Raw genomic sequence first — 22157 nt, 5'->3', positions numbered from 1 at the left:
AAAAAAAAGCCAACGATCGTTGACTTTTTTTGTTCCCCACGCAGCACCTACCCCTTGGTCAAAACGCCCATGAAATAGAGCAAATTGGCATATTTCACTGCCATGGTCGCGCCCCTAATCTTATGCCAGACCACTCATCACACAGATCAAGGGCATAAAAAAATGACTGAATATAAAATTGCGCTGGTGGGCTTCGGTGGCGTCAACCGAGCGTTGGCCCAGTTGATTGCCGAACGCAACGAAGACTGGAAAAACGCACTGGGTTTTACCCTGAAAATCGTCGGTGTCACCGACCTCTTCCTCGGCTCACTGATCAACCGCCAAGGGCTGGATGCCGCCTCACTGGCCGCGCTGCCGGTGACCAAGGGCGCCCTGGCAAACCTACCGGGGGGCGACGCGGTCGCGCGCACTGAAGCCGTGATCAAAGACTCCGGCGCAGACATCATTGCCGAAGCGACCTTCACCAACCCGGTGGACGGCGAACCTGCGACCACGTTCTGTCGCTGGGCCCTGGAAAACGGCCAGCACGTGGTGACCACCAACAAAGGACCGATTGCCTTGCACGGTGCGGCGCTGAAGGCCCTGGCTCAGCGCAACCACGTGGCGTTTGAATACGAAGGCTCGGTGATGAGTGGCACGCCTGTGATCCGCCTGGCCAGGCAATTGCTGGCCGGCAGCAGCATCAACAGCTTCGAAGGCATTCTCAACGGCACCTCCAATTTCGTCCTGACCCGCATGGAAAATGGCCTGGGCTTTACCGAAGCAGTCGAGCAGGCACAGGCCCTGGGGTACGCCGAAGCCGACCCGACGGCGGATGTCGAAGGCCATGATGTACGTCTCAAGGTGGTGATCCTGGCCAACGAGCTGCTGGATGCATCACTCACCGTCAGCGATGTGCGCTGCAACGGTATCAGCGCCCTCACCCTTGAGGACATCGATCAGGCCCGCCAGAACAATGCACGCTGGAAACTCATTGGCGCCGCCACACGGCATGCCGATGGCTCGGTCAGTGCCAGCGTCGAACCGCGCCTGTTGGGCAACGATCATCCGCTCTCCAGCATCGGCGGCGCCACGAATGCAGTGTCGTTCAGCAGCGACCTGATTGGCACGGTGACGGTTTCGGGACCGGGCGCCGGTCGTACAGAAACAGCCTTTGCGCTGCTGTCGGACATCATCAGCCTTCATCAATCCGCTGCACAGGGTCGGGAGTAAGCCAATGAACGTATCGAATTTGGCCCGTACGGTTGGGGCAGCACAAATACAGGTGTTCAATCCCTTTGACGGTGCGCTTGTCGGCACCGTAGCCGACGTGTGTGCGTCCCAGGTTCCGCACTTGCTGGAACAGGGTCGCCAGGGCGTTCGGGCCAGTGCGGGCTTGCCGCGTTATCGCAGGGCACAGATTCTCGAACAGACGGCGTTGAACATCGAACGCGATGCATCGGCATTTGCCCGACTGATCGTCGACGAAGCCGGCAAGACCCTCAAGCAGGCGCAAAAAGAGGTCAAGCGCTGCGTCAACACCCTCAAGCTGTCGGCCGAAGAAGCCCGGCGCAATGCCGGCGAGGTGATCCCTTTTGATGCCTATGAAGGTTCAGAATCGCGCCAGGGTTGGTTCTCCCGCGAGCCCCTTGGCTTGATCGTCGCCATCACGCCATACAACGATCCCTTGAACCTGGTGGCGCACAAGCTCGGCCCAGCCATCGCCGGCGGCAACGCGGTGATTCTCAAACCGTCGCAATTGGCGCCGTTGTCAGCCATGAAACTGGTGGCGTACCTGATCGACGCTGGCTTGCCCGAATCGGTGGTCACGGTTGCCACCGGTGGCGCCGAACTGGGCAAAGCCCTGGTCGCGGCCCGTGACGTACGCATGATTTCCTTCACCGGAGGCTTTGTCACCGGTGAGCAGATCTCCCGCACCGCAGGCTTGAAGAAACTGGCAATGGACTTGGGCGGCAATGCGCCCGTAATCGTCATGGACGACTGCGACCTTGAGGCCGCAGTGGCGTGTTGCGTGTCCGGCGCCTTCTGGGCGGCAGGACAAAATTGCATCGGCACTCAGCGACTGCTGGTTCATGGGTCCGTTTATGCCGCGTTCCGCGAACGTTTTGTCAGCCAGGCCCAGGCCCTGTTGGTCGGCGACCCGTTGCTTGCCAGCACCGATATCGGCCCGATGATTACCCGGCAAGCGGCGCAGAATGCCGAGCGCGTGGTAGCCGACGCGTTGGCCCAAGGCGCAACCTTGCTGTGCGGGCACACACGAAAGGATTCGTGTTACGCCGCCACCGTATTGGAAAACGTCGATCACGCCAGCGCACTCTGGCGCAACGAGGTCTTTGCGCCCGTGGTGGTATTGCAACGGGTTGAGTCCTTCGATGAGGCCATCGCGCTGGCCAACGAGCCTGACTACAGCCTGCACGCCGGTATCTTTACGAGCGACCTGGCGACGGCCTTGAGCGCCGCCCGCAGGATTGAGGCGGGAGGTGTGATGATCAACGACTCGTCCGACTATCGCTTTGATGCAATGCCCTTTGGCGGTTCCAAATACGGCAGCCTCGGCCGTGAGGGCGTGCGTTTCGCCTACGAGGAGATGACCCAACCCAAGGTGGTGTGCCTGAATATCCGGGCTTGATCGATCCAAGGTAGTCAGCAGTGGGAGCGGCTGCCTCCCATTGCCAACCGTCCCAGGCACTCACCGCTGACAGGCATTGATCGGCGGCACTCGCCGACGCCAGGGTTGCGCACGCTCCAACTGCGCAGCAAGGGCGAACAGCGTACTTTCCTCGCCAAAACGGCCCGCGAAGTGGGCGCCCATCGGCAGGCCGGCGGCGCTCCAGTACAGCGGCACCGACATCGCCGGTTGCCCGCTGGCGTTGAACAACGCGGTAAACGGTGAGTAGCTGTGAAACTGCTCAATCAGTTCATCCAGGCTCAAGCGGTCGTCCTGCACATCCAGCTCGCCAATCGGTGCCGGCTCACGGGCCAGGGTCGGCGTGAGGATCAGGTCGTATTCCTGCATGAACATCGCCAACTGCCGGCCCAAGCCATGAATCCATTCCACCGCGCCCGCGTGATGTGCCCCGCTGACATCGCCCTTGCTGCGCAAAATGATCCGGGTGCGCGCCTCAAGCTCCTCGGGCTGCACCGCAAAGCCGCGCATCTGTCCCAGCACGTCGAGATAGTGACGGGTACTGGCGCCAATGATGGTGAAGACCTGATCGAGAAATTCCGGCAGTGACACCGGCAACTTCACCGGCTCAACCCGATGGCCCAGGGATTGGCACAATCTGGCGGCCTCCTGCACCGATGCCAACGCTTCGCTGGACGTCGGCCAAGGCCCGAGTTGCTCCACCAGTGCGATGCGCAGCGGCTTTGGTTCGCGCTGTAACGCCGAAACATAGGGCTGCACCTGCACCGGTGCGGCATAGGGTGCGCCGAGGTCGATCCCGGCCGTTGCATCCAACAAGGCGGCGCTGTCACGTACCGACAAGGTGATCCCATGGGGCGTGCCCATGCCGGCCCAGCCTTCGCCGACCATCGGCCCTGATGGCAACAATCCGCGACTGGGCTTGAGGCCAAACACCCCGCAGCAGGACGCCGGCACGCGCAAGGAGCCGCCGCCGTCGTTGCCATGGGCAAACGGGACGACACGCGCCGCCACCAAGGCGGCCGCGCCACCGCTGGAGCCGCCCGCACTGTGGCCGGTGTTCCAGGGGTTGCGTGTGGCGCCAAAGCGCGTGGACTCGGTGGAGTACGACGTGCCGAATTCGGGCGAGGTGCTGGTGCCGGCAATCACGCAACCGGCACGGCGCAAACGGGTCACCAGTTCGGCTTCAAAATCTGCGCGAAACCCTCCCAGTGCCTGGGAACCGTTGGTCATCGCCGCGCCGTTGACCGGCGAAAACAAGTCTTTGATCAAGGTCGGTACGCCCGCGAATACGCCGTGGCCGGGCTGCACGGTGCGTGCAGCTTCACGGGCCGACGTGTACAGCCGTTCGGCCACGGCATTGAGCTGCGGCTCGACCCACTCAATCCGGTCAATCACCGCTTCAAGCAACTCGCCGGGGTGCACTTCGCCACGGCGGACCCACTCGGCCAGGCCGGTGGCATCCTCGCTGTCCAACAGATTCTGGATGTTCATGTTTATCTCCTTTTAGTTACGAATGACTTGACCGGAAGGTACCCGGAGCCCCCTTACGTCGGGCGTGCAGGCCTGCCAGCGCCCAGATCGCCGCCGAGGCAAAGCTGGCCAGCGCCAGCCACTGGATGGAGGTGCGCAGGTCACCGGCGTAGACACTGAGCAGCGCCACCACCAGCGGGCTGACAAATTGGCCGAAATACAGGCAAGCCGTGAACCCGCCCAGGCCGCGCCCGCGTGTTCGGGCACTCAGGGCATTCATCACCGGCGCCATCACGTTGGGCACCAGCAGCCCGGCGCCCAGGCCGTGAATCAGCACCGCCACCAGCACCGCGTTGTAGCTTTGCCCGCGCATCAGCAGCCACAGCCCCAACCCCAGCAGAGCCAGCAACAGCGCGTTGCAACCGACGATGCCGAAGCGTCGACGCAGCAATGGCCAGGCCAGCGAACCGCCCAGGGTCGCGAGCAAACCCAGGCCCGCCGACAGCCCGATCAGCGTGCTAGAGGTCACTCCCAGGCCGACCAGCAGAATCGGGGCCTGGATCGGCACGATAAAACTCAGGACCATCCCGCTGAGAATCAGCAGATAACCCAGTACCAACGGCACCACGGCTACCCTGCCCGGCTCGGGTTCGTCGAGGGACTGCGGGCGGCTAGCCGGTTCCCACAGCACCTTCATCATCAGCGGCACCAACAGCAATGGCAGCAGGTACAGCAGGAACGGCAGGCGCCAGGAATGCTCGCCCAGCGCGCCGCCCACCACAAAGAACAGCGAGCCCACCAGGCCGATGGTTACTACCTGCCGATTGATGTAGCGCAGCCGTTCCTCACCGTGCCAATAGTCGGCAATCAAGGTGGCGCAACAGGTCATCACGGCGGCTTCGGCGCAGCCGAACAACAGGCGCACGCCCACGATGGCCTGCAAGTTATCCAGCAGTGCCGGCAAGGCGCCGAGCACGGCGTATAACAAGGTCGCGATAACCAGCAACGCCTTGCGCCCGACCCGGTCGGCCAACCAGCCGGCCAACGGCGCGCACAGTGCAATCGCCAGCGCCGGCCCGGTGACCGCCAAGGGCACCAGCAAGTCGGCGCGCGGCTCCAGCGGACCAAACGTGGCGCCAAGCTTGGGCAGGATCGGCGCAACCATGACCGCGCCCATGATCGTCAGGCTGCTGCCGAGCATCAGCACCAACCCTTCACGACGACCGCTGGCTTGCCGGGGTGGTGCGTATTCAGAACGTGATGGATTCATGGCCAGCCCCTTAAAAGCTTTGAGAAATACGCAGCGCCACGGTGTAACCCTCGGCACGGTTGCGCGCGTCGGTTTCCTTGTAGGCATGCAGCCAGACCGGTGGCAGGCCCGGCTTGAAGTAACTCACCGCCGGCCCCACTGCCAGCACCCGTGCCCGGTTGCCAGTCTGCAACCCTGGCGCATCGTCATCGCTGAACTGGCGGTAGTAATAACCACCCAGGCCCAACGTCCACGGGCCGATGTGCTGGCCCACGGCAAACTCGTGGCGGTACTCGACACCGTTTTTGTAATCGGTTGCGGGGTTGCGGGTGTTGACGTCGACTTCAAAGCTTGAGGAAACCTCGAAGCCACTGTCGGTGAGGTAGGTGGCGTTGACGATCGGCGAGAACGTCCAGTGATTGAGACCGGGGGAAACCAGACGGTTCTTGTCGTAGTCACCGGTAGGCGCCTGGATCTGCAATTGGGTGTTGATGAACAGATTCGGCGATGGGTTCCATTGCAGGATCACCGGCAGGAATTGCACATCGGCCAGTCGAAACGGATCAGCCTCCAGGCTCAGCGGCCCAATGGGGGTCGGCACCTTGACGGAAGCGTCCATCTTGAAAAACGGCACCACCACGCCAAACCCATAGTGGGCGCCCAGTACAGTGTGATCAGTCATGCGCATATAGGCGACGCCAATCGACAAGACGTCCAACGAGAAGTGGTTGTCGATCGAACGGCCGTTGCGGTCCTTCTGCACATTGGCCGAGTAGAACGCCGTACGCAGCCCGATGGTGCCGAACGGCGTGGCCGGTGGCATCATCCCCGCGCCGAAGTCATACACGCCGACCGCCGTGGTCGGCGCGCCGTTCTCGGTTGCCTGGACGCCGGCGCAGCAACCGAGCAGCCCCAGGGTGAACAACGTCTTGCGTGCAGCGCTTGCGTTATTGTTATTGCTCATCGAATGCCCCTCCCAGCAAGTGGTGTGGGTCATCCTAGGCAGCAGCGCCGTGGGCGGGTTATCCGTTTTCAGCAGAGTTGCGTACGGCGCAGGGTCTGTGAAGGGGTTTCACCAAACAGGGTGCGATAGTCACCGGAAAAGCGGCTCAAATGCCAGAACCCCCAGCGTGCCGCGACGTCCTGTACGTTCAGGGATTGGGTGCTCATTCGCAGTTCACGACGCACTGCATTGAGGCGCAACGCACGCAAATACGCCACCGGATTGATCCCCAGGGTTTCCTGGAAACAATATTGGAGTTTGCGCCGGCTGGCGCCGATGTGGTTACACAGGTCGAGGATCGACAACGGCTCGTCGAGGTGACTCAGCGCGTATTCCCGTGCGCGGTCGACCATCCTTTTGCGCGCGGTGGGGTTGAGCGGTGGAGCGTGATCCGGCGCAATCAGCTCCAGCACGTGCAGCATCACCGAATCCCGCAGGCCACGGCGGATCGAATCGTGGCCAAGCAACGCATCCCGCGCTTGCTCGGAGCCGGACAGTGCCTCGAACAGCGCCGCGAGTTCAGCCTGCACAGACGAGTCACCCAAGCGGTAACACTTGGGAAGATCGGTAATTCGAAAGTGGCTGCCCTGACGCTCCAGCACATGCTCAAGGACGTGCTCGTCAATGGCCACACTGAGCAAATCCAGGTGTTGGGGAGTGTGCAACTCAGGAAGATGCTCACCGTGGGCGACCAACAGGCTTGGCTCATGGATCGGATGCCCCGAGCAATACACCGGGCCATCGGCACTCAAGGGGATGCTGAAAGTGATCGCGCCTTTCCACGCCATGCCACTTTTGATCATGGCCTGATTAGAGCGGTCGCGGGCCAATTGCATCCAGTCCGACCGGAACGCCACCAACTCCCCTTCAAAGGCCCCCGCAGACACTTGATCGTAGCGAACCTGCCAGCCGTGCATATTGCGAGCGTGCTCGTCGATATCGCGGGTCAGAAAACGTTGGAGCGCTGGCGCCCCTCGGGCAACCACCGCGGCCTCAGGCATCAGCACATTATTGTTGTTCATTGACCCAACCTTTTTCAGTTGCAAGGCTTACCGGTCAGGTACAAGGCAAGTTCCATTCCGAACTCAGGTGATGCGGCACATTTGTGCCGAAAACGGATAGCGATCGGTGCTGCGCGGGGCGAACACATTCACTTATTAACTAAATTTAGCCCATCAAGGCTTTATGTTTTTCAGCTCGTTGAGCAAACCCAGCAGTTGCTCCATTTTTTCCGCGCCAAACTGTTCCTCGATTTTCTGGTAGTTGCTTTCCATGCCTTCACTCATGGAAACGAAGCACTGCTGACCGCGTTCGGTGAGGGCGACGAACACGCGGCGCTGATCCTGGCTGGACTTCTGCCGACGCACCAGGCCGTCACGCTCCAGGCGACTCAGCACGCCAGTCATGCTCGGTTTGAGAATGCATGCCTGCTGGGCGAGTTGATGGCTTTCAAGTTCCCCCTGCTGGCGCAGTATGCGAATGACGCGCCACTGTTGTTCAGTCAGTTCGTGCTGGTTCAGGGCGGGTCGGAAAAAAGCCATTGCGGCTTCACGGGCTTGCAGCAAGGTCAGGGTCAGCGAAGGTCGGGGGTTGGCCATATCGGCACCACTTGAGGGGGCGAGTCGGCAGCTTAGTGTCGCCGGCCTGTCCGTGCAAGCCGCGCGCAAGCCTGTGAAAAGTGCAATCGGTTCCGTGTAAAAGCCATTCTGTCGCACCGCTGCGCTGGTCATGCTGATCCTTACAAGATCAACAAGATCAAGGCGCAGTTCCCCATGCCTGTCTCAACGCAGCCCCAATTGTCGCTGGCGGTACTCCCCCGGAGTGAGCTGTGCGTAGCGCTGGAAAAACCGACTGAAGTAGGCCGGGTCCTTGAAGCCGAGTTGGTAGCAGATCTCGTTGGCGGAGCTGCCCGTGAACATCAGCAGCCGCTTGGCCTCCTGCATCAGCCGCTCCAGGATCAGGCGCTTGGACGGCAGGTCGGCGATGCGCCGGCACACATCGTTGAGTCGCGCCTCGGTCACCCCGATGCCTTGCGCATACCGGGACAAGGGCCAGTGTTGCTGGTAGTGCGCTTCGATCAGCTCGTTGAAACGGTGGAAAATCCTCAAGTCTTCGTGCCGCGCAGGCGTGGCTTTCAGCGAGTGGGAGCACAGCCGCAGCAGGCTGATCATGATCAAGCGCGTCAGGCTGTCCAGGGCCGCACTGTGCCCTGGGCGCTGGGCCTCGACCTCTGCACTGAGTTCCTCGAACAGAAAATCCAATCGACGGACCTCACTCGCGTCATGCAGGCCCAACTGCGCCAGCGCCACGCACGCGGCCGGGAGTTGCGCGCCCGCCGGCGCCAGGCTGGGATCAGCATCGATCAGTTGCCAGACCAGTTGCTGGCGCACCGTCAACACATGCCCGTCACTGTCGGCCTCGGTCACAAAGGAGTGCGGCACCGTGGGCGGCGTGAGAAAGAACATCGGCCCCGACTCGACGTATTGCTGGTCGTCCAGATACACCCGCACCGTACCGCTTTTCACGTAGTGAACCTGGAAGAACCGGTCGTGCCGGTGGATCGGCATGTTGCGCCCGAAGAAACCCGCGAGGTTGGCCAGCCGGTCGTAGTGGACCTGCGCGTCGCTGTAGCGCTGGTCGTACACCTGGCCAATGTTGATGTTGGGAATGGGTTGTCGGTCGGTCATCGCACGCTACTCATTTTTATTCTGATTGCCGGGGTGCTGCCACGCTCATCCTGCACCGATTTGGGCAGCGCAACCACCGCGAGAACAGTCTGCCACGCTTGACGATAGTTAACATCTTAATTATAACTGTTAACACATTAACAATATTCAGAGCCTCCCCATGGCTCTGCCAGGAGAAAGCATGAGCCATGCCTTGCATGACGTCGCGACCGGCACTCTTTTCGGTGTGGCGCTCAACTACCAAGGGCTGCTGAAGCAGCGCCTCGCCGAATTCGAACAGCCTCCATATCAGAAGCCGCCGGTCAAACCGGTGCTGTTTATCAAGACGCCCAATACGCGCAATCAGCACGGTGCAGCGGTGGTGCATCCAGGCCAGGGCGAGCGCCTGCAACCCGGCCCAGCCCTGGGCGTGGTGATGGGCAAGAGCGCCAGCCGCGTCAGCCAGGGCGACGCACTCGATTACGTTGCCGGATTCACCGTCATCAATGAATTCAGCCTGCCGGAAGACAGCTACTACCGCCCCGCCGTCAAAGCCAAATGCCGGGATGGCTTCTGTTCCGTCGGGCCCGAATTGATCCCTACCGCCCAAGTCACAGACCCGCACAGCCTGGCGATCACGCTGTACGTCAACGGCGAGATTCGCCAGCAAAACACCACGGCTAACTTCGTGCGCAACATTCCTTTGCTCATCGCCGAAATCAGCGAGTTCATGACCCTGCACGCTGGCGATGTGTTGGTCACTGGCACTCCGGAAGGTCGCGTGGATGTGCTGCCGGGTGACACCGTCGAAGTCGAAATCAGCGGTTTGGGCCGCCTCGTCAACCATGTCGTGGCCGAGTAACAGGAGCTTCCATGAAACACGCCCGTATCCAGTTTGAAGGCGAAGTGCACCTCGCCCATGTCGAAGACCACAACGCCGTGCGCCTGGCCGATGGCCGCCTGCTGGCCGAACATCAAGTGCAATGGCTGCCACCGGCCACAGGCAGCATGTTTGCCCTGGGCCTGAACTATGCCGATCACGCCGCCGAGCTGGCGTTCACGCCGCCGACCGAGCCGCTGGCCTTCATTAAGTCTCCAGGCACTTACACCGGTCACAACCAAGTGACATGGCGCCCGGACAACGTCGCCTACATGCACTACGAGTGCGAGCTGGTGGCCGTCATCGGCAAGCCCGCGCGCAACGTCAAGCGCGAAGACGCCCTGGACTACGTGGCGGGCTACACGGTGTGCAACGACTACGCGATTCGCGACTACCTGGAAAACTACTACCGCCCCAACCTGCGGGTGAAAAACCGCGACGCCACCACGCCTGTCGGCCCGTGGATCGTCGATGTGGCCGATGTGCCGGACCCAAGCAACCTGACCCTGCGCACGTGGATCAACGGTGAACTGCGCCAGGAAGGCAGTACCAGAGACATGATTTTCGACATCCCCTACCTGATCGAATACCTGTCCAGCTTCATGACCTTGCAGCCCGGCGACATGATCGCCACCGGCACGCCGGAAGGCCTGGCCGATGTGGTGCCCGGTGATGAAGTGATCGTGGAAGTTGAAGGCGTCGGCCGCCTGATCAATCGAATTGTCAGCGAAGCGGCGTTCTTCAACGCCCGTAAAGAGGCTTGAGCAGCATGATCAAACATTGGATCAACGGCCGTGAGGTCGAAAGTAAAGACGTGTTCGTCAACTACAACCCAGCCACCGGTGAAGCCATCGGCGAAGTCGCCAGCGGCGGTGCCGAGGAAGTCGCGCAAGCTGTGGCCGCCGCCAAGGAAGCCTTTCCCAAATGGGCTGGCACACCGGCCAAAGAGCGTGCGCGCTTGATGCGCAAGCTGGGCGAACTGATCGAACAGAACGTGCCGCACCTGGCCGAACTGGAAACCCTCGACACCGGCCTGCCGATTCACCAGACCAAAAACGTGCTGATCCCCCGCGCCTCGCACAACTTCGATTTCTTCGCCGAAGTCTGCACACGCATGGACGGGCACAGCTACCCGGTCGATGACCAGATGCTCAATTACACCCTGTACCAGCCAGTGGGTGTATGCGCGCTGGTCTCGCCGTGGAACGTGCCGTTCATGACGGCTACCTGGAAGACCGCGCCGTGCCTGGCGCTGGGTAATACTGCCGTGCTGAAAATGTCTGAATTGTCGCCATTGACCGCTAACGAACTGGGGCGCCTGGCCGTCGAAGCCGGCATCCCCAACGGCGTCTTGAACGTGATCCAAGGCTATGGCGCAACGGCGGGTGATGCGTTGGTGCGTCACCCGGACGTGCGCGCGATTTCCTTCACCGGCGGCACCGCCACCGGCAAGAAAATCATGCAGACCGCCGGCCTGAAAAAGTACTCCATGGAACTGGGCGGCAAGTCGCCGGTGCTGATCTTTGAAGATGCCGACCTGGAACGCGCCCTCGATGCCGCCCTGTTCACGATCTTCTCCCTCAATGGCGAGCGCTGCACCGCCGGCAGCCGCATCTTTATCCAGGAAAGCGTCTATCCGCAGTTTGTCGCCGAGTTTGCTGCGCGCGCCAAACGCTTGATCGTCGGCGACCCGCAAGACCCGAAAACCCAGGTCGGCTCGATGATCACCCAGGCCCACTACGACAAGGTCACCGGCTACATCAAGATCGGCCTCGAAGAAGGCGCCACCCTCCTCGCCGGCGGCCTCGAACGTCCGGCCAACTTGCCGGCGCACTTGAGCAAAGGCCAGTTCATCCAACCGACGGTGTTCGCTGACGTGAACAACAACATGCGTATTGCCCAGGAAGAAATCTTCGGCCCGGTGGTGTGCCTCATTCCCTTCAAGGACGAAGCCGAAGCCCTCAAACTGGCCAACGAAACCGACTATGGCCTGGCGTCGTACATCTGGACCCAGGACATCGGCAAGGCGCATCGTCTGGCCTATGGCATCGAAGCCGGGATGGTGTTCATCAACAGCCAGAACGTGCGCGACCTGCGTCAGCCGTTCGGCGGTGTGAAAGGCTCCGGCACCGGCCGTGAAGGCGGCCAGTACAGCTTCGAAGTGTTCGCCGAGATCAAGAACGTGTGCATCTCGATGGGCAGCCATCACATTCCACGCTGGGGCGTTTGAGTCACACCAGCCCCCTAAGACAACAACAATAATTTCAGGAGAATCATCATGGGCGAAGTCGTCCTGGCGGCGAAAATCTGCCACGTTCCCTCGATGTATTTATCGGAGCTGCCCGGCAAGCACCATGGCTGCCGTGAAGCAGCGATTGCCGGTCACAAAGAGATCGGCCGCCGCGCCCGCGAACTGGGCGCCGATACCGCCGTAGTGTTTGACGTGCACTGGCTGGTCAACAGCGCCTATCACGTCAACAGCGGTGAGCACTTCAAGGGCACCTACACCAGTAACGAGCTGCCGCACTTCATCAAGAACATGGACTACGAATACCCAGGCTGCCCGGAACTTGGCGAGTTGATCGCCGCCGAGGCCAATGCGGCCGACGTGCGTACCCTGGCCCACAACATCCCCAGCCTGGAGCTGGAATACGGCACCCTGGTACCGATGCGCTACATGCACATGGGCGTACCGGACGCGCAGAAATTCAATGTGGTATCGATTGCCGCCTGGTGTGCCTGGCATCGCCTGCAAGACAGCTTCACGTTCGGCGCCGCCGTGCGCCGGGCCATCGAGAAGAGCGACCGCAAAGTCGTGGTGCTGGCTTCCGGCTCACTGTCGCACCGGTTCTCCGACGACCGTAATGCCGAAGCCAATATCCATAACTGGACGCGCGAGTTCGACAAACAGGTCGATCTGCATGTGGTGGAGCTCTGGCGCCAAGGCCGCTGGAAAGAGTTCTGCGCGATGCTTCCGGACTACGCCGAACACTGCTTCGGCGAAGGCAAGATGCACGACACCGCGATGCTTCTCGGGTTACTCGGCGGGCCGGATTACGACAAGCCTGCCGAAATCATCACCGCCCCGTTCGGCAGCTCAGGCACCGGGCAGATCAACGCCATTTTCCCCGTTTGACCGTATGGCCGCACGGTGTCCCCGCGCGGTCTGAAGGAGCCGTTCATGCCCCACTTCATCGCTGAATACACCGACAACATCGAGCAGCAGGCGGACTTGCCTGCCCTGTTTGAAAAAGTCCATGCCACCCTGGGCGACAGCGGTGTGTTCCCGCTGGGCGGCATCCGCAGCCGTGGCGTGCGCCTGGATACCTGGCGCATGGCCGACGGCAAGCACGACTACGCCTTCGTACACATGACGCTCAAGGTCGGCCATGGCCGCGACCTGGCGACCAGTCAGCAAGTCGCCGAACACCTCTTCGAGGTGATCACCGCGCACTTTGCCGAGCTTCAGGCCCAACGCCTGCTGGCCCTGTCGTTTGAAATGATCGAGCTGCACGAGCAGCTCAACTTCAAGCAGAACAACGTGCACGCCTTCCTCAAGGCCCAGCTGGGCTAGCACGCCCTGCCCGTTCACTCCATCGGCCTTCTCAGACAAAAAGTATAAAACCATGAGCACAGCCAATATCGCCGACAGCCTCGGCAGCGTCGCCCGCGACCGCACCCACAGCACCATCACCTGGCGGCTGATGCCGCTGTTGTTGATCTGCTACCTCTTTGCCCACCTCGACCGCATCAACATCGGCTTCGCCAAGATGCAGATGAGCGCCGACCTGAATTTCAGCGACACGGTCTACGGCTTCGGCGCCGGTCTGTTCTTTGTCGCTTACGCGCTGTTCGGCGTACCGAGCAACATGGCCCTGGACCGTGTGGGTCCCAGGCGCTGGATCGCCACGTTGATGGTGGTGTGGGGCGCGCTGTCGACCTGCATGTTCATGGTCGACAGCGCCACGGGCTTCTATGTGCTGCGCTTTTTGCTCGGAGTGGCCGAGGCGGGTTTCTTCCCAGGCATCCTGGTGTTCCTCAACCGTTGGTACCCGGCTGGTCGGCGTGCGCAAGTCACCGCCTTGTTTGCGATTGCGGTGCCCATGGCCGGGGTGATTGGAGGACCACTGTCGGGCGGCATTCTTGAGCACTTCCATGACCTGGGCAGCCTGCGCGGCTGGCAGTGGATGTTTGTCATCGAGGGCGCGCCGGTCATCCTGCTCGGGCTGGTGGTGCTCAAGTGCCTGCCGGACAGTTTCGAGACCGTTACCTGGCTGACGCTCGCGCAGAAGCAACAACTGCGCGAACAACTGACGAAGGAAGAACAGCGCAAATCGATCACCTCGTTCTCCGCGATTCTGCGTAACCCGCAAGTCTGGCTGTTGGTGGCGGTGTATTTCGCGGTGATGCTGGCGGTCAACACCCTGGCGTTCTGGATGCCAACACTGATCCACGGCGCCGGGGTCGGCAGCGACGGCAAGGTCGGACTGCTCAGTGCAGTGCCGTATCTGGCGGGTTGCTTTTTCATGATCGGCTGCGGGCGTTCGTCGGATCGCCAGTGTGAACGCCGCTGGCACCTGTGCGTGCCGTTGCTGATGGCGGCTGCCGGTATTGCCATCGCCGGGCTCGCTCCGGCCAACCCGACCCTGGTGCTGAGCGGCCTGATCCTCGCCGGCATGGGCGCCAGCGCGGCATTGCCGATGTTCTGGCAGTTACCTCCGGCGTTTCTCTCCAACACCACTCAGGCCGCCGGCATCGCCTTGATCAGTTCCTTCGGCAGCATCGCGTCTTTCTTTGCGCCCTATCTGATTGGCTGGATGCGCGACACCACCCACAGCGCCAGCCTGGCCCTTTACGCCCTGGCGCTGCTTATTGCACTCGGTGGCCTGCTGGTGCTGCGCACCCAGGCCGCCATCGTCAACCCTCACTGAGAGACCTTTGTCATGCTTGATCAACAGCTCATCCAGCAAGCCGCCGCCCGTCTTGACCAGGCCGAAAGGTCACGGGAACAGGTGCGCCAGTTTTCCCTGGAGCACCCGACGATCACGATCGAAGACGCCTACGCCATCCAGCGCGCCTGGGTCGCCCAAAAGATCAAGGACGGGCGCAAGCTGGTCGGCCACAAGATCGGCCTGACCTCCCGCGCCATGCAAGTGTCGTCCAACATCACCGAGCCGGATTACGGCGCGCTGCTCGATGACATGTTCTTCGATGAAGGCACCGACATCCCCTTCGAGCGCTTTATCGTGCCGAGGGTCGAGGTGGAGTTGGCGTTCATCCTGGGCAAACCGCTTAAAGGCCCGAATGTGACGGTGTTCGATGTGCTGGACGCCACCGAGTGGGTGATCCCGGCGCTGGAGATCATCGACGCGCGTATCCAACAGGTCGACCCGCACACCAACGCCACCCGCAAGGTGTTTGACACCATCTCCGACAATGCCGCCAACGCGGGCGTGGTCATGGGCGGACGCGCCGTGCGCCCCACCGAAATCGACCTGCGCAAAGTGCCGGCAGTGCTCTACCGCAATGGCGTGATCGAAGAATCCGGCGTATCGGCCGCCGTGCTCAATCACCCGGCCAAGGGCGTGGCCTGGCTCGCCAATAAACTCGCCGCGTATGACGTGACCCTGCAACCTGGGCAAATCATCCTCGGCGGTTCCTTCACCCGGCCGGTGGCGGCCAACCCTGGCGATACCTTTCATGTCGACTACGACATGCTTGGCTCGATTGCCTGCCGCTTCGTTTAACAGGAGATCGCTCGATGGACATGCCTATCAACACCTTCAAGCAACGCCTGCACAGCGGTGAGGCCCAGATCGGCCTGTGGTTGGGTTTATCCGATGCCTATTGCGCAGAACTGGCCGCCAACGCCGGGTTTGACTGGCTACTGATCGACGGCGAACACGCGCCCAACGACCTGCGCGGCATGCTTGGCCAGCTCCAGGCCGTGGCGCCCTACCCCAGCCACCCGGTGATCCGCCCGGTCATCGGTGACACCGCGCTGATCAAACAAGTGCTCGATATCGGCGTACAAACCTTGCTGGTGCCCATGGTGGAAAGCGCAGCGCAGGCACGGGAACTGGTCAAGGCGATCCACTACCCGCCCAACGGCGTGCGCGGCGTCGGCAGCGCGCTGGCACGGGCATCGCGCTGGAACAGCATCCCCGATTACCTCGACAAAGCCGACGAGCAGATGTGCTTGCTGGTGCAGATCGAAAGCCGCGAAGGCCTGGCCAACCTGGATGCGATTGCGGCGGTAGAGGGCGTGGATGGTGTGTTTATCGGCCCGGCGGACCTGAGCGCCTCGCTGGGTTTTCGCGGCAACCCCGGCCATCCTGACGTGCAGGCGGCGATTGAACACGCCATCGCCCGTATCCGCAGCGCCGGCAAGGCCGCCGGCATCCTCAGCGCCGACCAGACCTTAGCGCGGCGTTACATCGAACTGGGCGCGGCGTTCGTCGCAGTGGGCGTCGACACCACCGTGCTGATGCGCGGATTGCAAAGCCTCGCGGCGGCCTTCAAAGATGCACCGGCGCCCACAAGCACTGCCGGTGCTATCTACTGACGCTGCGGTATTCGCGTTTGCTTTGGCTTTGCCGGCAAACACGCTGGCCGAACGCAGGCTTGAATCCGTGGGCTAACCCGGCAGGACGCTGGGTTAGCCCTATCAACGCTTGAGCGTCTTCAGCTCATTGAGCAACGCCAGCAACGTCTGTAACTTCTCCTCACCAAAGCCCGCCTGCAAGCGCTGATAATTCGCCTCCATGCACTGACTCATCGAGGCAAAACACGCCTGACCTTTGTCGGCCAACCGCACCAGCACACGCCGTTGGTCCTGCTGCGCCTTGCGCCGTTCAACCATGCCCGCGGCCTCCATACGAACCAGCACACCGGTCATGCTCGGTTTGAGGATGCACGCAAGCTCCGCGAGACGATTAATCTCCAGCTCATCGTGCTGGCTCAGGATGCGAATGACCCGCCATTGCTGCTCGGTCAAACCGTGTTGGTTAAGCGAAGGACGAAAAAACCCCATGGCGGCTTCACGCGCTTGGAGCAAAGTAAGGGTCAAGGATTGGCGCGGTTTGGGCATGGGTGCAGGCGTCGCAATTAGTTAACAGATTAACAACATTCTAGCACCCGCGACTGATCACCGTGTGCCGCTTTACCGCCTGGCCGGCTCCAGGGTGGACAGTGGCAGCCAGGGTCAAGACCGACGGCACACAGAATCAAGACACCTACCGCTCGGAAGGCAGTTAATACACCCCAACAGGCACAGAGCTTCTTGTCGGCTCTGCAGTGAGTTCCCCTTCACTTTTCCAGGCTGCGCCATGATCAATATCGAAACGCCGACCTACTACTCGGCAACCAAAAAATACAACCTCAGTTTCCCAACCCTCGAACAGGACGTGGAAGCGGATGTGGTAGTGATTGGCGGCGGTTTCTCCGGCATCAACACCGCGCTGGAACTCGCTGAAAAAGGCATCACCAATATTGTGGTGCTGGAAGCGCGCTACCTGGGTTTTGGTGGCACGGGTCGCAACGGCGGGCAAATCATGGCGGGGATCGGCCATGACCTTGAAAAGATCAAGCAACAAGTGGGCGACGAAGGCCTGCGCCAGATTTTTGAAATCAGCGAGCTGGGCGCCGGGATCATCAAGGACCGCATCGCCAAATACTCGATTGACGCCGACTTCTGCCACGGCTACGGCTACATGGGCTTCAACGCCCGCCAGGAAAAAACCCTGCGCGCCTGGGAGAAAGACTTCAAGTCGATCAATACCAAAGACGAAATCCGCTTTATGGCAGGGTCCGAGGTCAAGCAGATCATCGGTTCCGACGCCTATACCAGCGCGCTGCTGCACATGGGCGGCGGCCACGTGCATTCGCTCAACCTGCTGCTGGGCGAAGCCAAGGCACTGGCCGGCCATGGCGTGCGCATCTTTGAGCACAGCCCGGCCCTGGACGTCAGTTATGGCGACCGCATCACGGTGCGCACCGGCCGCGGCTCGGTCAAGGCGTCCAAGTTGCTGTGGGCCTGCGACAGTTTCCTCAACAAGCTCGAACCCGAACTGCACAAGACGACCGTTAACACCTACGCCTTTCAGTTGATGACCGAACCGTTGTCGGACGAGATGATCCATCGCATCAGCCCGATACGCGGCGCCTACAGCGATATTCGGCCGGTGATCGACTACTACCGCGTCACCAATGAAAACCGCCTGCTGTTCGGTGCCGCCACGCCGTTTGTCGAGCACATCCCGCTGGACCTCAAAGCCTGGAACCGCAACCTGATGCTGAAGATTTTCCCGTACCTCAAGGACGTGAAGATCGACCTGGCGTGGGGCGGGCCGATGGCGACCGGGGCCAACCTGTTTCCGCAGATCGGCACCCTCAGTGGTCGCCCCAACGCCTTCTATGTGCAGGGTTACGCCGGCTTTGGCGTCACGCCCAGCCACATCATCTGCAAGGTCCTGGCCGAAGGCATGAGCGAGGGTTCATCGCGCTATGACCTGATCAGCTCGGTCAAGCATGCGCAGATCCTGGGCAAGGACCATATCCGCCCACTGCTGCTGACCGCCGGTAAAAGCCTTCATCAACTGTCGGGTTACTTCAACGGTCGCCGTTGATTCCCACCGTTTCATTCTCAGGAGAACTGCCATGCCCGTTACGACGCTCAAGAAAGACATCCAATTATCCGACCTCGATGCCTGGGGCACCGTCGCCGACCTTGGTTCCGAGATCCTCGAAGGTGAAGTCAACGCCTTCGGCAAAATGACCTTTGGCGCACCGACCGACCCGGTCAGCAGTGCCTATTTCGGCACCACCCAAGGCAAGTTCCGCATGGTCTATCCGTTTGCCGAACAGGCCACCGTGGTCACCGGCGAAGTGGTATTGACCGATGAAAGCACCGGCCAGAGCAGCCGTTACAAGGCCGGCGACAGCTGGTTCGTGACCAAGGGCACGCCGGTGCTGTGGGAGATCGTGAGCGAGAGCTTTGTGAAGCACTATTTCGCGGTTGTTTGATGGTTCTGCCTGCCGGCTTCGGTCGGCAGCATTTTCTCCGGCGCAGGTGACCGACCATGCACGCCATCCCCGCTCAGGAAGTCGCCGGCCATTGCCTGCAGGCTTTCACCCAGCTCGTCCCCGCCAGCCAGGCCGCGTTTTATTGTGTCGACCGCCAACTCCAAGCCCGCGATTTCCAACTGCAAGGCATGACTGGCGAGATGCACCGCGACTACCTGGACAACTACCGGCAATTCGACCCGTTGCAGCCGCGCAATTGCCTGTCCACCGGGCTGGCCGTGGTGCCGCTGGGTTTGGCCATGGCCCGCCAACCCCAGCGTGACAGCCGCCGCTATCGCGACTTCCTGCAGCGCTACGGTGTAATCGATGTGGTGGAGATCGTTGCCCATCGCGCCGACCAACCCCAGGCGGCCATCTCGTTACTGCGCACTGCCGAACAAGGCGCCTTCACCCCCGACCAATTGGCGCAGCTCACTGCCTTGCAGGCCCTGCTGCAAATGGCAGTGGCCAATATGCAGCCCTGTGAGGATGCATTCGCCGCCTTCACGCCCAAGGAGCGCCAGATCGCGTGGTTATTGCGTCAAGGCGCGAGCAACAAGCAACTGGCCCTGGAACTGAACGTGGGCCTGCCCACCATCAAGACCCACCTGATCCACCTGTTCCGCAAGGCGGGCGTGAGCAGCCGCACCGAACTGGTGGCGGCGCTGTTTCTGTAGCGGGCTCAACCCTTCGGTTGATAGGCGCGCGCCCTGCTCCACCTCATGCTCCGGGTTGTCCATTCAACCCACCGGAGCCATGCAATGACCACCCCATCCGACTGGATCACCGTAGGCGCCCTCGCCGACGGTTTCGCCCCCGCAGCGTTCATCCTGCCCAACCTCGCCGACCTCAACGGCAAAACCTTCACCCTGCACTTTGCCAACGGCTGGCAGATCGAGCATCGCTTTGAAGCCGACGCGCTGCACTGGCACGCCGCCGACGGCCACTCCAGCGGTTCGGCCGCGTACCGCGCTACATCGGTGCGACCGGGGCTGTACCTGGTCGATTTCATCAAACACGAAGCCGGCCAGGCGTGGTCGATCAGCCTGGTGCTGGACACCGCCACGTCGTCGTTCACCGCCGTGATCGGCCGCATGCCGCGCCGCGAGCACACCGAAGAAGGCCTCTACAGCCGCGCCCTGGCCGGCAAAGCGTTGACCTCGGTTGAGGTGGATTTCCTCCACGGCAGCCTGGACCAACCCTGGCAACCCGGCCATTGCCCCCACGCGCCGACCCAGGAGCTGACCGGCTTGCGCAACCTGTACCGCTACAGCCCGAGCGAAGTCTACGAGCACATCTACCTGAACGATCAGTTCTACGCCTGGCAATGCATCAAGGGCGTGGAGCAAGGCCTGTGCGATACCGACCGCTGCCACTACTACAAGATCGCCGACCAGTTGTACCTGTTTGTCTGGCGCGAAAAGATCATCCCGACCTTGGGCCTGGTATTGATCGACCTGCAACAGCACCGCAGCGACGGCAAGATCTTCGGCTATGCCGACGCGTCCTTTGCTGAGCTGTCGAACTTTCCGGTCAGTTCCTACTGCCAGGTACTCAACCGTACGGAGTATCCCGATGCCTGATCCACGAACCGTCGTCATCACGGGCGCCGGCACCGGCATCGGCGCCGCCTGCGCCAGGCTGTACGCCGCCGAAGGGGCCAATCTGGTCCTGATCGGCCGGCGTCGCGAGCCGTTGGAGCAGGTGGCGGCCCAAACTGGTGGCCTGATCCTGGTCGGCGATGCGGCCTGCCCGGACACCTGGGAAGGCTTTATCGCGCAGATTCGCGCGCGCCATGGCCGCCTTGATGTATTGCTGGCGTGTGCCGGTGGGCATGGCGTGGGCAGTGCCAGCCAAACCAGCCCGGCCAGTTGGGAAGCCGCGTTGCGCAGCAACCTGGACAGCGCGTTTTACAGCGCCCGGGCTTGCCTGCCGCTGCTGATCGAAAGCGCCGGCAATATCGTGCTGCTCGGCTCCATCGCCTCCCTTGCCGCCGGGCCTGAAGTGTGCAGCTACACCACCGCCAAGCATGCGCTGCTCGGGCTTAACCGCTCGCTGGCACGGGACTACGGGCCGCGTGGGGTGCGGGTAAACGCGGTGTGCCCCGGCTGGGTCACCACGCCGATGGCCGATCAGGAAATGCAGCCCTTGATGGAGGCTTACGGCGACACGTTGCAGCAAGCCTATGTCCGCGTATGCGCCGACGTACCGTTGCGCCGCCCCGCCAGCGCTGACGAAATCGCCAAAGTGTGCCGGTTCCTCGCCAGCCCTGACGCCTCAATCATCACCGGCGCAAGCGTGGTCGCCGACGGCGGTTCGAGCATCGTGGATGTGCCGACGCTGGCCTATGCCCATATGGAGAACGCCCATGCCTGAAGATTTAAATTTCAGCGGCAAAACCGTGCTGGTCACCGGCGGCGCCCAAGGCATCGGCCAGGCCATTGTCGAGGCGTTTGCCTGGCGCGGCGCGCGCGTGATGATCGCCGACCTGCGCCTGGTGCAAGCCCAAGCGCTGGCCGAAGCGCTGCGCGTGCGAGGCTGTCAGGTCGAGGCCATGGAACTTGATCTGGCTGACGCCGCTGCCGTGTTCGACGGTATCAGGACCATAGACCTGGACTGGGGCCGCCTGGATGTTCTGGTGCACAACGCCGGCTATTTCCCGCTGACACCCTTCGCGCAGATCACCCCCGCCGTCCTGGAACGCACCCTGGCGGTCAACCTCTGCGCATTGTTCTGGCTGACCCAGGCCGCCTTGCCCATGTTTCAGCGCCAGGGCGGTGGCTGTGTGCTGGTCACGTCATCGGTCACCGGGCCACGGGTTGCCTATCCCGGCCTCAGTCACTACGCGGCGTCCAAAGCCGGGGTCAACGGTTTTATCCGCAACGCAGCGCTGGAGTTGGCCTGCGACGGAGTGCGGGTCAATGGCGTCGAGCCAGGGATGATCGCCACGCCGGCCATGGGCAATCTGGGCGACGAACAAGTCAACGCCGACATCGCCAGCCGCGTTCCTCTGGGACGACTCGGCGCGCCGGAAGATATTGCCGCAGCCATGTTGTTTCTGGCGTCTGACCTGGCCGCCTACATCACTGGCCAGACCCTCGTGGTGGATGGCGGATCGACGTTACCTGAGGTGAAATAACCTCTGTGTCTCTGTAAACCGAATCAACTGCGGGAGGGGC

Annotated in this window: 23 protein-coding genes; 16 read left to right on the top strand and 7 right to left on the bottom strand. The window is 61.8% G+C overall.

Going from position 1 to position 22157, the window contains the following annotated elements:
* Nucleotides 1-162: 162 nt before the first annotated feature.
* Both LRO94_RS14080 and LRO94_RS14075 read left to right on the top strand, forming a co-directional pair.
* Nucleotides 163-1212 (top strand): homoserine dehydrogenase, encoded by a 1050-nt coding sequence (locus tag LRO94_RS14080; protein ID WP_122681046.1) that lies wholly within the window; start codon nucleotides 163-165, stop codon nucleotides 1210-1212.
* A 4-nt stretch (nucleotides 1213-1216) separates the two neighbouring features.
* Nucleotides 1217-2629: an aldehyde dehydrogenase family protein gene (locus LRO94_RS14075; protein ID WP_179179014.1), complete on the top strand. Its 1413-nt coding sequence runs from the start codon at nucleotides 1217-1219 to the stop codon at nucleotides 2627-2629.
* Between the two features lie 60 nt (nucleotides 2630-2689).
* Here the strand turns inward: LRO94_RS14075 and LRO94_RS14070 are convergent, their stop codons facing one another.
* The 6 genes from LRO94_RS14070 to hpaA form a co-directional block, all read right to left on the bottom strand.
* A complete protein-coding gene (locus tag LRO94_RS14070) occupies nucleotides 2690-4138 on the bottom strand; it encodes an amidase (protein WP_122681048.1) in 1449 nt (482 codons plus the stop codon).
* A 16-nt stretch (nucleotides 4139-4154) separates the two neighbouring features.
* A complete protein-coding gene (locus LRO94_RS14065; protein ID WP_179179015.1) occupies nucleotides 4155-5387 on the bottom strand; it encodes an MFS transporter in 1233 nt (410 codons plus the stop codon).
* 10 nt (nucleotides 5388-5397) lie between these two features.
* Nucleotides 5398-6330: a SphA family protein gene (locus LRO94_RS14060; RefSeq protein WP_032891396.1), complete on the bottom strand. Its 933-nt coding sequence runs from the start codon at nucleotides 6328-6330 to the stop codon at nucleotides 5398-5400.
* A gap of 68 nt (nucleotides 6331-6398) precedes the next feature.
* Complete coding sequence (locus LRO94_RS14055; RefSeq protein WP_099602418.1) at nucleotides 6399-7391, bottom strand: helix-turn-helix domain-containing protein; 993 nt, start codon at nucleotides 7389-7391, stop codon at nucleotides 6399-6401.
* Between the two features lie 153 nt (nucleotides 7392-7544).
* A complete protein-coding gene (gene hpaR, locus LRO94_RS14050; RefSeq protein ID WP_032891392.1) occupies nucleotides 7545-7967 on the bottom strand; it encodes a homoprotocatechuate degradation operon regulator HpaR in 423 nt (140 codons plus the stop codon).
* Nucleotides 7968-8150: 183 nt separating this feature from the next.
* The gene (gene hpaA / locus LRO94_RS14045; protein ID WP_032891391.1) at nucleotides 8151-9056 is read right to left on the bottom strand and encodes a 4-hydroxyphenylacetate catabolism regulatory protein HpaA; all 906 of its coding nucleotides are present in this window, start codon (nucleotides 9054-9056) and stop codon (nucleotides 8151-8153) included.
* Nucleotides 9057-9237: 181 nt separating this feature from the next.
* On the opposite strand from hpaA, the gene LRO94_RS14040 reads away from it, so the two are divergent.
* The 8 genes from LRO94_RS14040 to hpaI are packed head-to-tail and all read left to right on the top strand — an operon-like array spanning nucleotide 9238 to nucleotide 16480.
* On the top strand, nucleotides 9238-9897 hold the full coding sequence (locus tag LRO94_RS14040; RefSeq protein ID WP_179179016.1) for a fumarylacetoacetate hydrolase family protein: 660 nt from the start codon (nucleotides 9238-9240) through the stop codon (nucleotides 9895-9897).
* An 11-nt stretch (nucleotides 9898-9908) separates the two neighbouring features.
* Nucleotides 9909-10679, top strand: a complete 771-nt coding sequence (locus tag LRO94_RS14035) for a fumarylacetoacetate hydrolase family protein (RefSeq protein WP_179179017.1) — start codon at nucleotides 9909-9911, stop codon at nucleotides 10677-10679.
* A gap of 5 nt (nucleotides 10680-10684) precedes the next feature.
* Complete coding sequence (gene hpaE, locus LRO94_RS14030; RefSeq protein ID WP_032891388.1) at nucleotides 10685-12145, top strand: 5-carboxymethyl-2-hydroxymuconate semialdehyde dehydrogenase; 1461 nt, start codon at nucleotides 10685-10687, stop codon at nucleotides 12143-12145.
* Between the two features lie 48 nt (nucleotides 12146-12193).
* Nucleotides 12194-13051: a 3,4-dihydroxyphenylacetate 2,3-dioxygenase gene (hpaD, locus tag LRO94_RS14025; RefSeq protein ID WP_032891387.1), complete on the top strand. Its 858-nt coding sequence runs from the start codon at nucleotides 12194-12196 to the stop codon at nucleotides 13049-13051.
* A gap of 45 nt (nucleotides 13052-13096) precedes the next feature.
* Nucleotides 13097-13489 carry a 5-carboxymethyl-2-hydroxymuconate Delta-isomerase gene (locus LRO94_RS14020; protein WP_179179018.1) on the top strand — a complete coding sequence of 131 codons (393 nt, stop codon included), beginning with the start codon at nucleotides 13097-13099 and terminating at the stop codon, nucleotides 13487-13489.
* 52 nt (nucleotides 13490-13541) lie between these two features.
* Nucleotides 13542-14846, top strand: coding sequence for an MFS transporter (locus tag LRO94_RS14015; RefSeq protein ID WP_179179019.1), 1305 nt, complete (start codon nucleotides 13542-13544; stop codon nucleotides 14844-14846).
* A gap of 12 nt (nucleotides 14847-14858) precedes the next feature.
* On the top strand, nucleotides 14859-15662 hold the full coding sequence (gene hpaH / locus LRO94_RS14010) for a 2-oxo-hept-4-ene-1,7-dioate hydratase (protein ID WP_032891384.1): 804 nt from the start codon (nucleotides 14859-14861) through the stop codon (nucleotides 15660-15662).
* A 14-nt stretch (nucleotides 15663-15676) separates the two neighbouring features.
* Complete coding sequence (hpaI, locus tag LRO94_RS14005; protein WP_179179020.1) at nucleotides 15677-16480, top strand: 4-hydroxy-2-oxoheptanedioate aldolase; 804 nt, start codon at nucleotides 15677-15679, stop codon at nucleotides 16478-16480.
* Nucleotides 16481-16582: 102 nt separating this feature from the next.
* Here the strand turns inward: hpaI and hpaR (LRO94_RS14000) are convergent, their stop codons facing one another.
* Nucleotides 16583-17005 (bottom strand): homoprotocatechuate degradation operon regulator HpaR, encoded by a 423-nt coding sequence (gene hpaR, locus LRO94_RS14000; protein ID WP_032891381.1) that lies wholly within the window; start codon nucleotides 17003-17005, stop codon nucleotides 16583-16585.
* A 238-nt stretch (nucleotides 17006-17243) separates the two neighbouring features.
* Between hpaR (LRO94_RS14000) and LRO94_RS13995 the strand changes: the two genes are divergently transcribed.
* The 6 genes from LRO94_RS13995 to LRO94_RS13970 all read left to right on the top strand — a co-directional run bounded on the left by LRO94_RS13995 (nucleotide 17244) and on the right by LRO94_RS13970 (nucleotide 22117).
* Nucleotides 17244-18542: an NAD(P)/FAD-dependent oxidoreductase gene (locus tag LRO94_RS13995; protein ID WP_179179021.1), complete on the top strand. Its 1299-nt coding sequence runs from the start codon at nucleotides 17244-17246 to the stop codon at nucleotides 18540-18542.
* Nucleotides 18543-18573: 31 nt separating this feature from the next.
* Complete coding sequence (locus LRO94_RS13990; protein ID WP_032891378.1) at nucleotides 18574-18939, top strand: cupin domain-containing protein; 366 nt, start codon at nucleotides 18574-18576, stop codon at nucleotides 18937-18939.
* A 56-nt stretch (nucleotides 18940-18995) separates the two neighbouring features.
* A complete protein-coding gene (locus LRO94_RS13985; RefSeq protein ID WP_179179022.1) occupies nucleotides 18996-19655 on the top strand; it encodes a helix-turn-helix transcriptional regulator in 660 nt (219 codons plus the stop codon).
* Nucleotides 19656-19739: 84 nt separating this feature from the next.
* A complete protein-coding gene (locus tag LRO94_RS13980; RefSeq protein ID WP_179179023.1) occupies nucleotides 19740-20561 on the top strand; it encodes a molybdenum cofactor biosynthesis F family protein in 822 nt (273 codons plus the stop codon).
* Nucleotides 20554-21354 carry an SDR family NAD(P)-dependent oxidoreductase gene (locus tag LRO94_RS13975; protein ID WP_179179024.1) on the top strand — a complete coding sequence of 267 codons (801 nt, stop codon included), beginning with the start codon at nucleotides 20554-20556 and terminating at the stop codon, nucleotides 21352-21354. The genes LRO94_RS13980 and LRO94_RS13975 overlap by 8 nt, the downstream gene beginning before the upstream one ends.
* Nucleotides 21347-22117, top strand: coding sequence for an SDR family oxidoreductase (locus tag LRO94_RS13970; protein WP_179179025.1), 771 nt, complete (start codon nucleotides 21347-21349; stop codon nucleotides 22115-22117). Before LRO94_RS13975 ends, LRO94_RS13970 begins: the two co-directional genes overlap by 8 nt.
* Nucleotides 22118-22157 lie beyond the last annotated feature (40 nt).

It is taken from the genome of Pseudomonas sivasensis (genome assembly GCF_021391435.1).
GTDB classification, from domain to species: Bacteria; Pseudomonadota; Gammaproteobacteria; order Pseudomonadales; family Pseudomonadaceae; genus Aquipseudomonas; species Aquipseudomonas sivasensis.
The sequence above is the reverse complement of the archived record's forward strand: the minus strand, read 5'-3'. Positions and strand labels throughout refer to the sequence as shown.

Coding starts and splice junctions, on each gene's coding strand:
- LRO94_RS13970 (WP_179179025.1), top strand. CDS start 21,347: ATGCCTGAAGATTTAAATTTCAGCGGCAAAACCGTGCTGGTCACCGGC.
- hpaR (WP_032891381.1), bottom strand. CDS start 17,005: ATGCCCAAACCGCGCCAATCCTTGACCCTTACTTTGCTCCAAGCGCGT.
- LRO94_RS14065 (WP_179179015.1), bottom strand. CDS start 5,387: ATGAATCCATCACGTTCTGAATACGCACCACCCCGGCAAGCCAGCGGT.
- hpaD (WP_032891387.1), top strand. CDS start 12,194: ATGGGCGAAGTCGTCCTGGCGGCGAAAATCTGCCACGTTCCCTCGATG.
- hpaE (WP_032891388.1), top strand. CDS start 10,685: ATGATCAAACATTGGATCAACGGCCGTGAGGTCGAAAGTAAAGACGTG.
- LRO94_RS13985 (WP_179179022.1), top strand. CDS start 18,996: ATGCACGCCATCCCCGCTCAGGAAGTCGCCGGCCATTGCCTGCAGGCT.
- LRO94_RS14040 (WP_179179016.1), top strand. CDS start 9,238: ATGAGCCATGCCTTGCATGACGTCGCGACCGGCACTCTTTTCGGTGTG.
- LRO94_RS14035 (WP_179179017.1), top strand. CDS start 9,909: ATGAAACACGCCCGTATCCAGTTTGAAGGCGAAGTGCACCTCGCCCAT.
- LRO94_RS14060 (WP_032891396.1), bottom strand. CDS start 6,330: ATGAGCAATAACAATAACGCAAGCGCTGCACGCAAGACGTTGTTCACC.
- hpaA (WP_032891391.1), bottom strand. CDS start 9,056: ATGACCGACCGACAACCCATTCCCAACATCAACATTGGCCAGGTGTAC.
- LRO94_RS13995 (WP_179179021.1), top strand. CDS start 17,244: ATGATCAATATCGAAACGCCGACCTACTACTCGGCAACCAAAAAATAC.
- LRO94_RS14020 (WP_179179018.1), top strand. CDS start 13,097: ATGCCCCACTTCATCGCTGAATACACCGACAACATCGAGCAGCAGGCG.
- LRO94_RS14015 (WP_179179019.1), top strand. CDS start 13,542: ATGAGCACAGCCAATATCGCCGACAGCCTCGGCAGCGTCGCCCGCGAC.
- LRO94_RS14080 (WP_122681046.1), top strand. CDS start 163: ATGACTGAATATAAAATTGCGCTGGTGGGCTTCGGTGGCGTCAACCGA.
- hpaI (WP_179179020.1), top strand. CDS start 15,677: ATGGACATGCCTATCAACACCTTCAAGCAACGCCTGCACAGCGGTGAG.
- LRO94_RS14070 (WP_122681048.1), bottom strand. CDS start 4,138: ATGAACATCCAGAATCTGTTGGACAGCGAGGATGCCACCGGCCTGGCC.
- hpaH (WP_032891384.1), top strand. CDS start 14,859: ATGCTTGATCAACAGCTCATCCAGCAAGCCGCCGCCCGTCTTGACCAG.
- LRO94_RS14055 (WP_099602418.1), bottom strand. CDS start 7,391: ATGAACAACAATAATGTGCTGATGCCTGAGGCCGCGGTGGTTGCCCGA.
- LRO94_RS13990 (WP_032891378.1), top strand. CDS start 18,574: ATGCCCGTTACGACGCTCAAGAAAGACATCCAATTATCCGACCTCGAT.
- hpaR (WP_032891392.1), bottom strand. CDS start 7,967: ATGGCCAACCCCCGACCTTCGCTGACCCTGACCTTGCTGCAAGCCCGT.
- LRO94_RS13975 (WP_179179024.1), top strand. CDS start 20,554: ATGCCTGATCCACGAACCGTCGTCATCACGGGCGCCGGCACCGGCATC.
- LRO94_RS13980 (WP_179179023.1), top strand. CDS start 19,740: ATGACCACCCCATCCGACTGGATCACCGTAGGCGCCCTCGCCGACGGT.
- LRO94_RS14075 (WP_179179014.1), top strand. CDS start 1,217: ATGAACGTATCGAATTTGGCCCGTACGGTTGGGGCAGCACAAATACAG.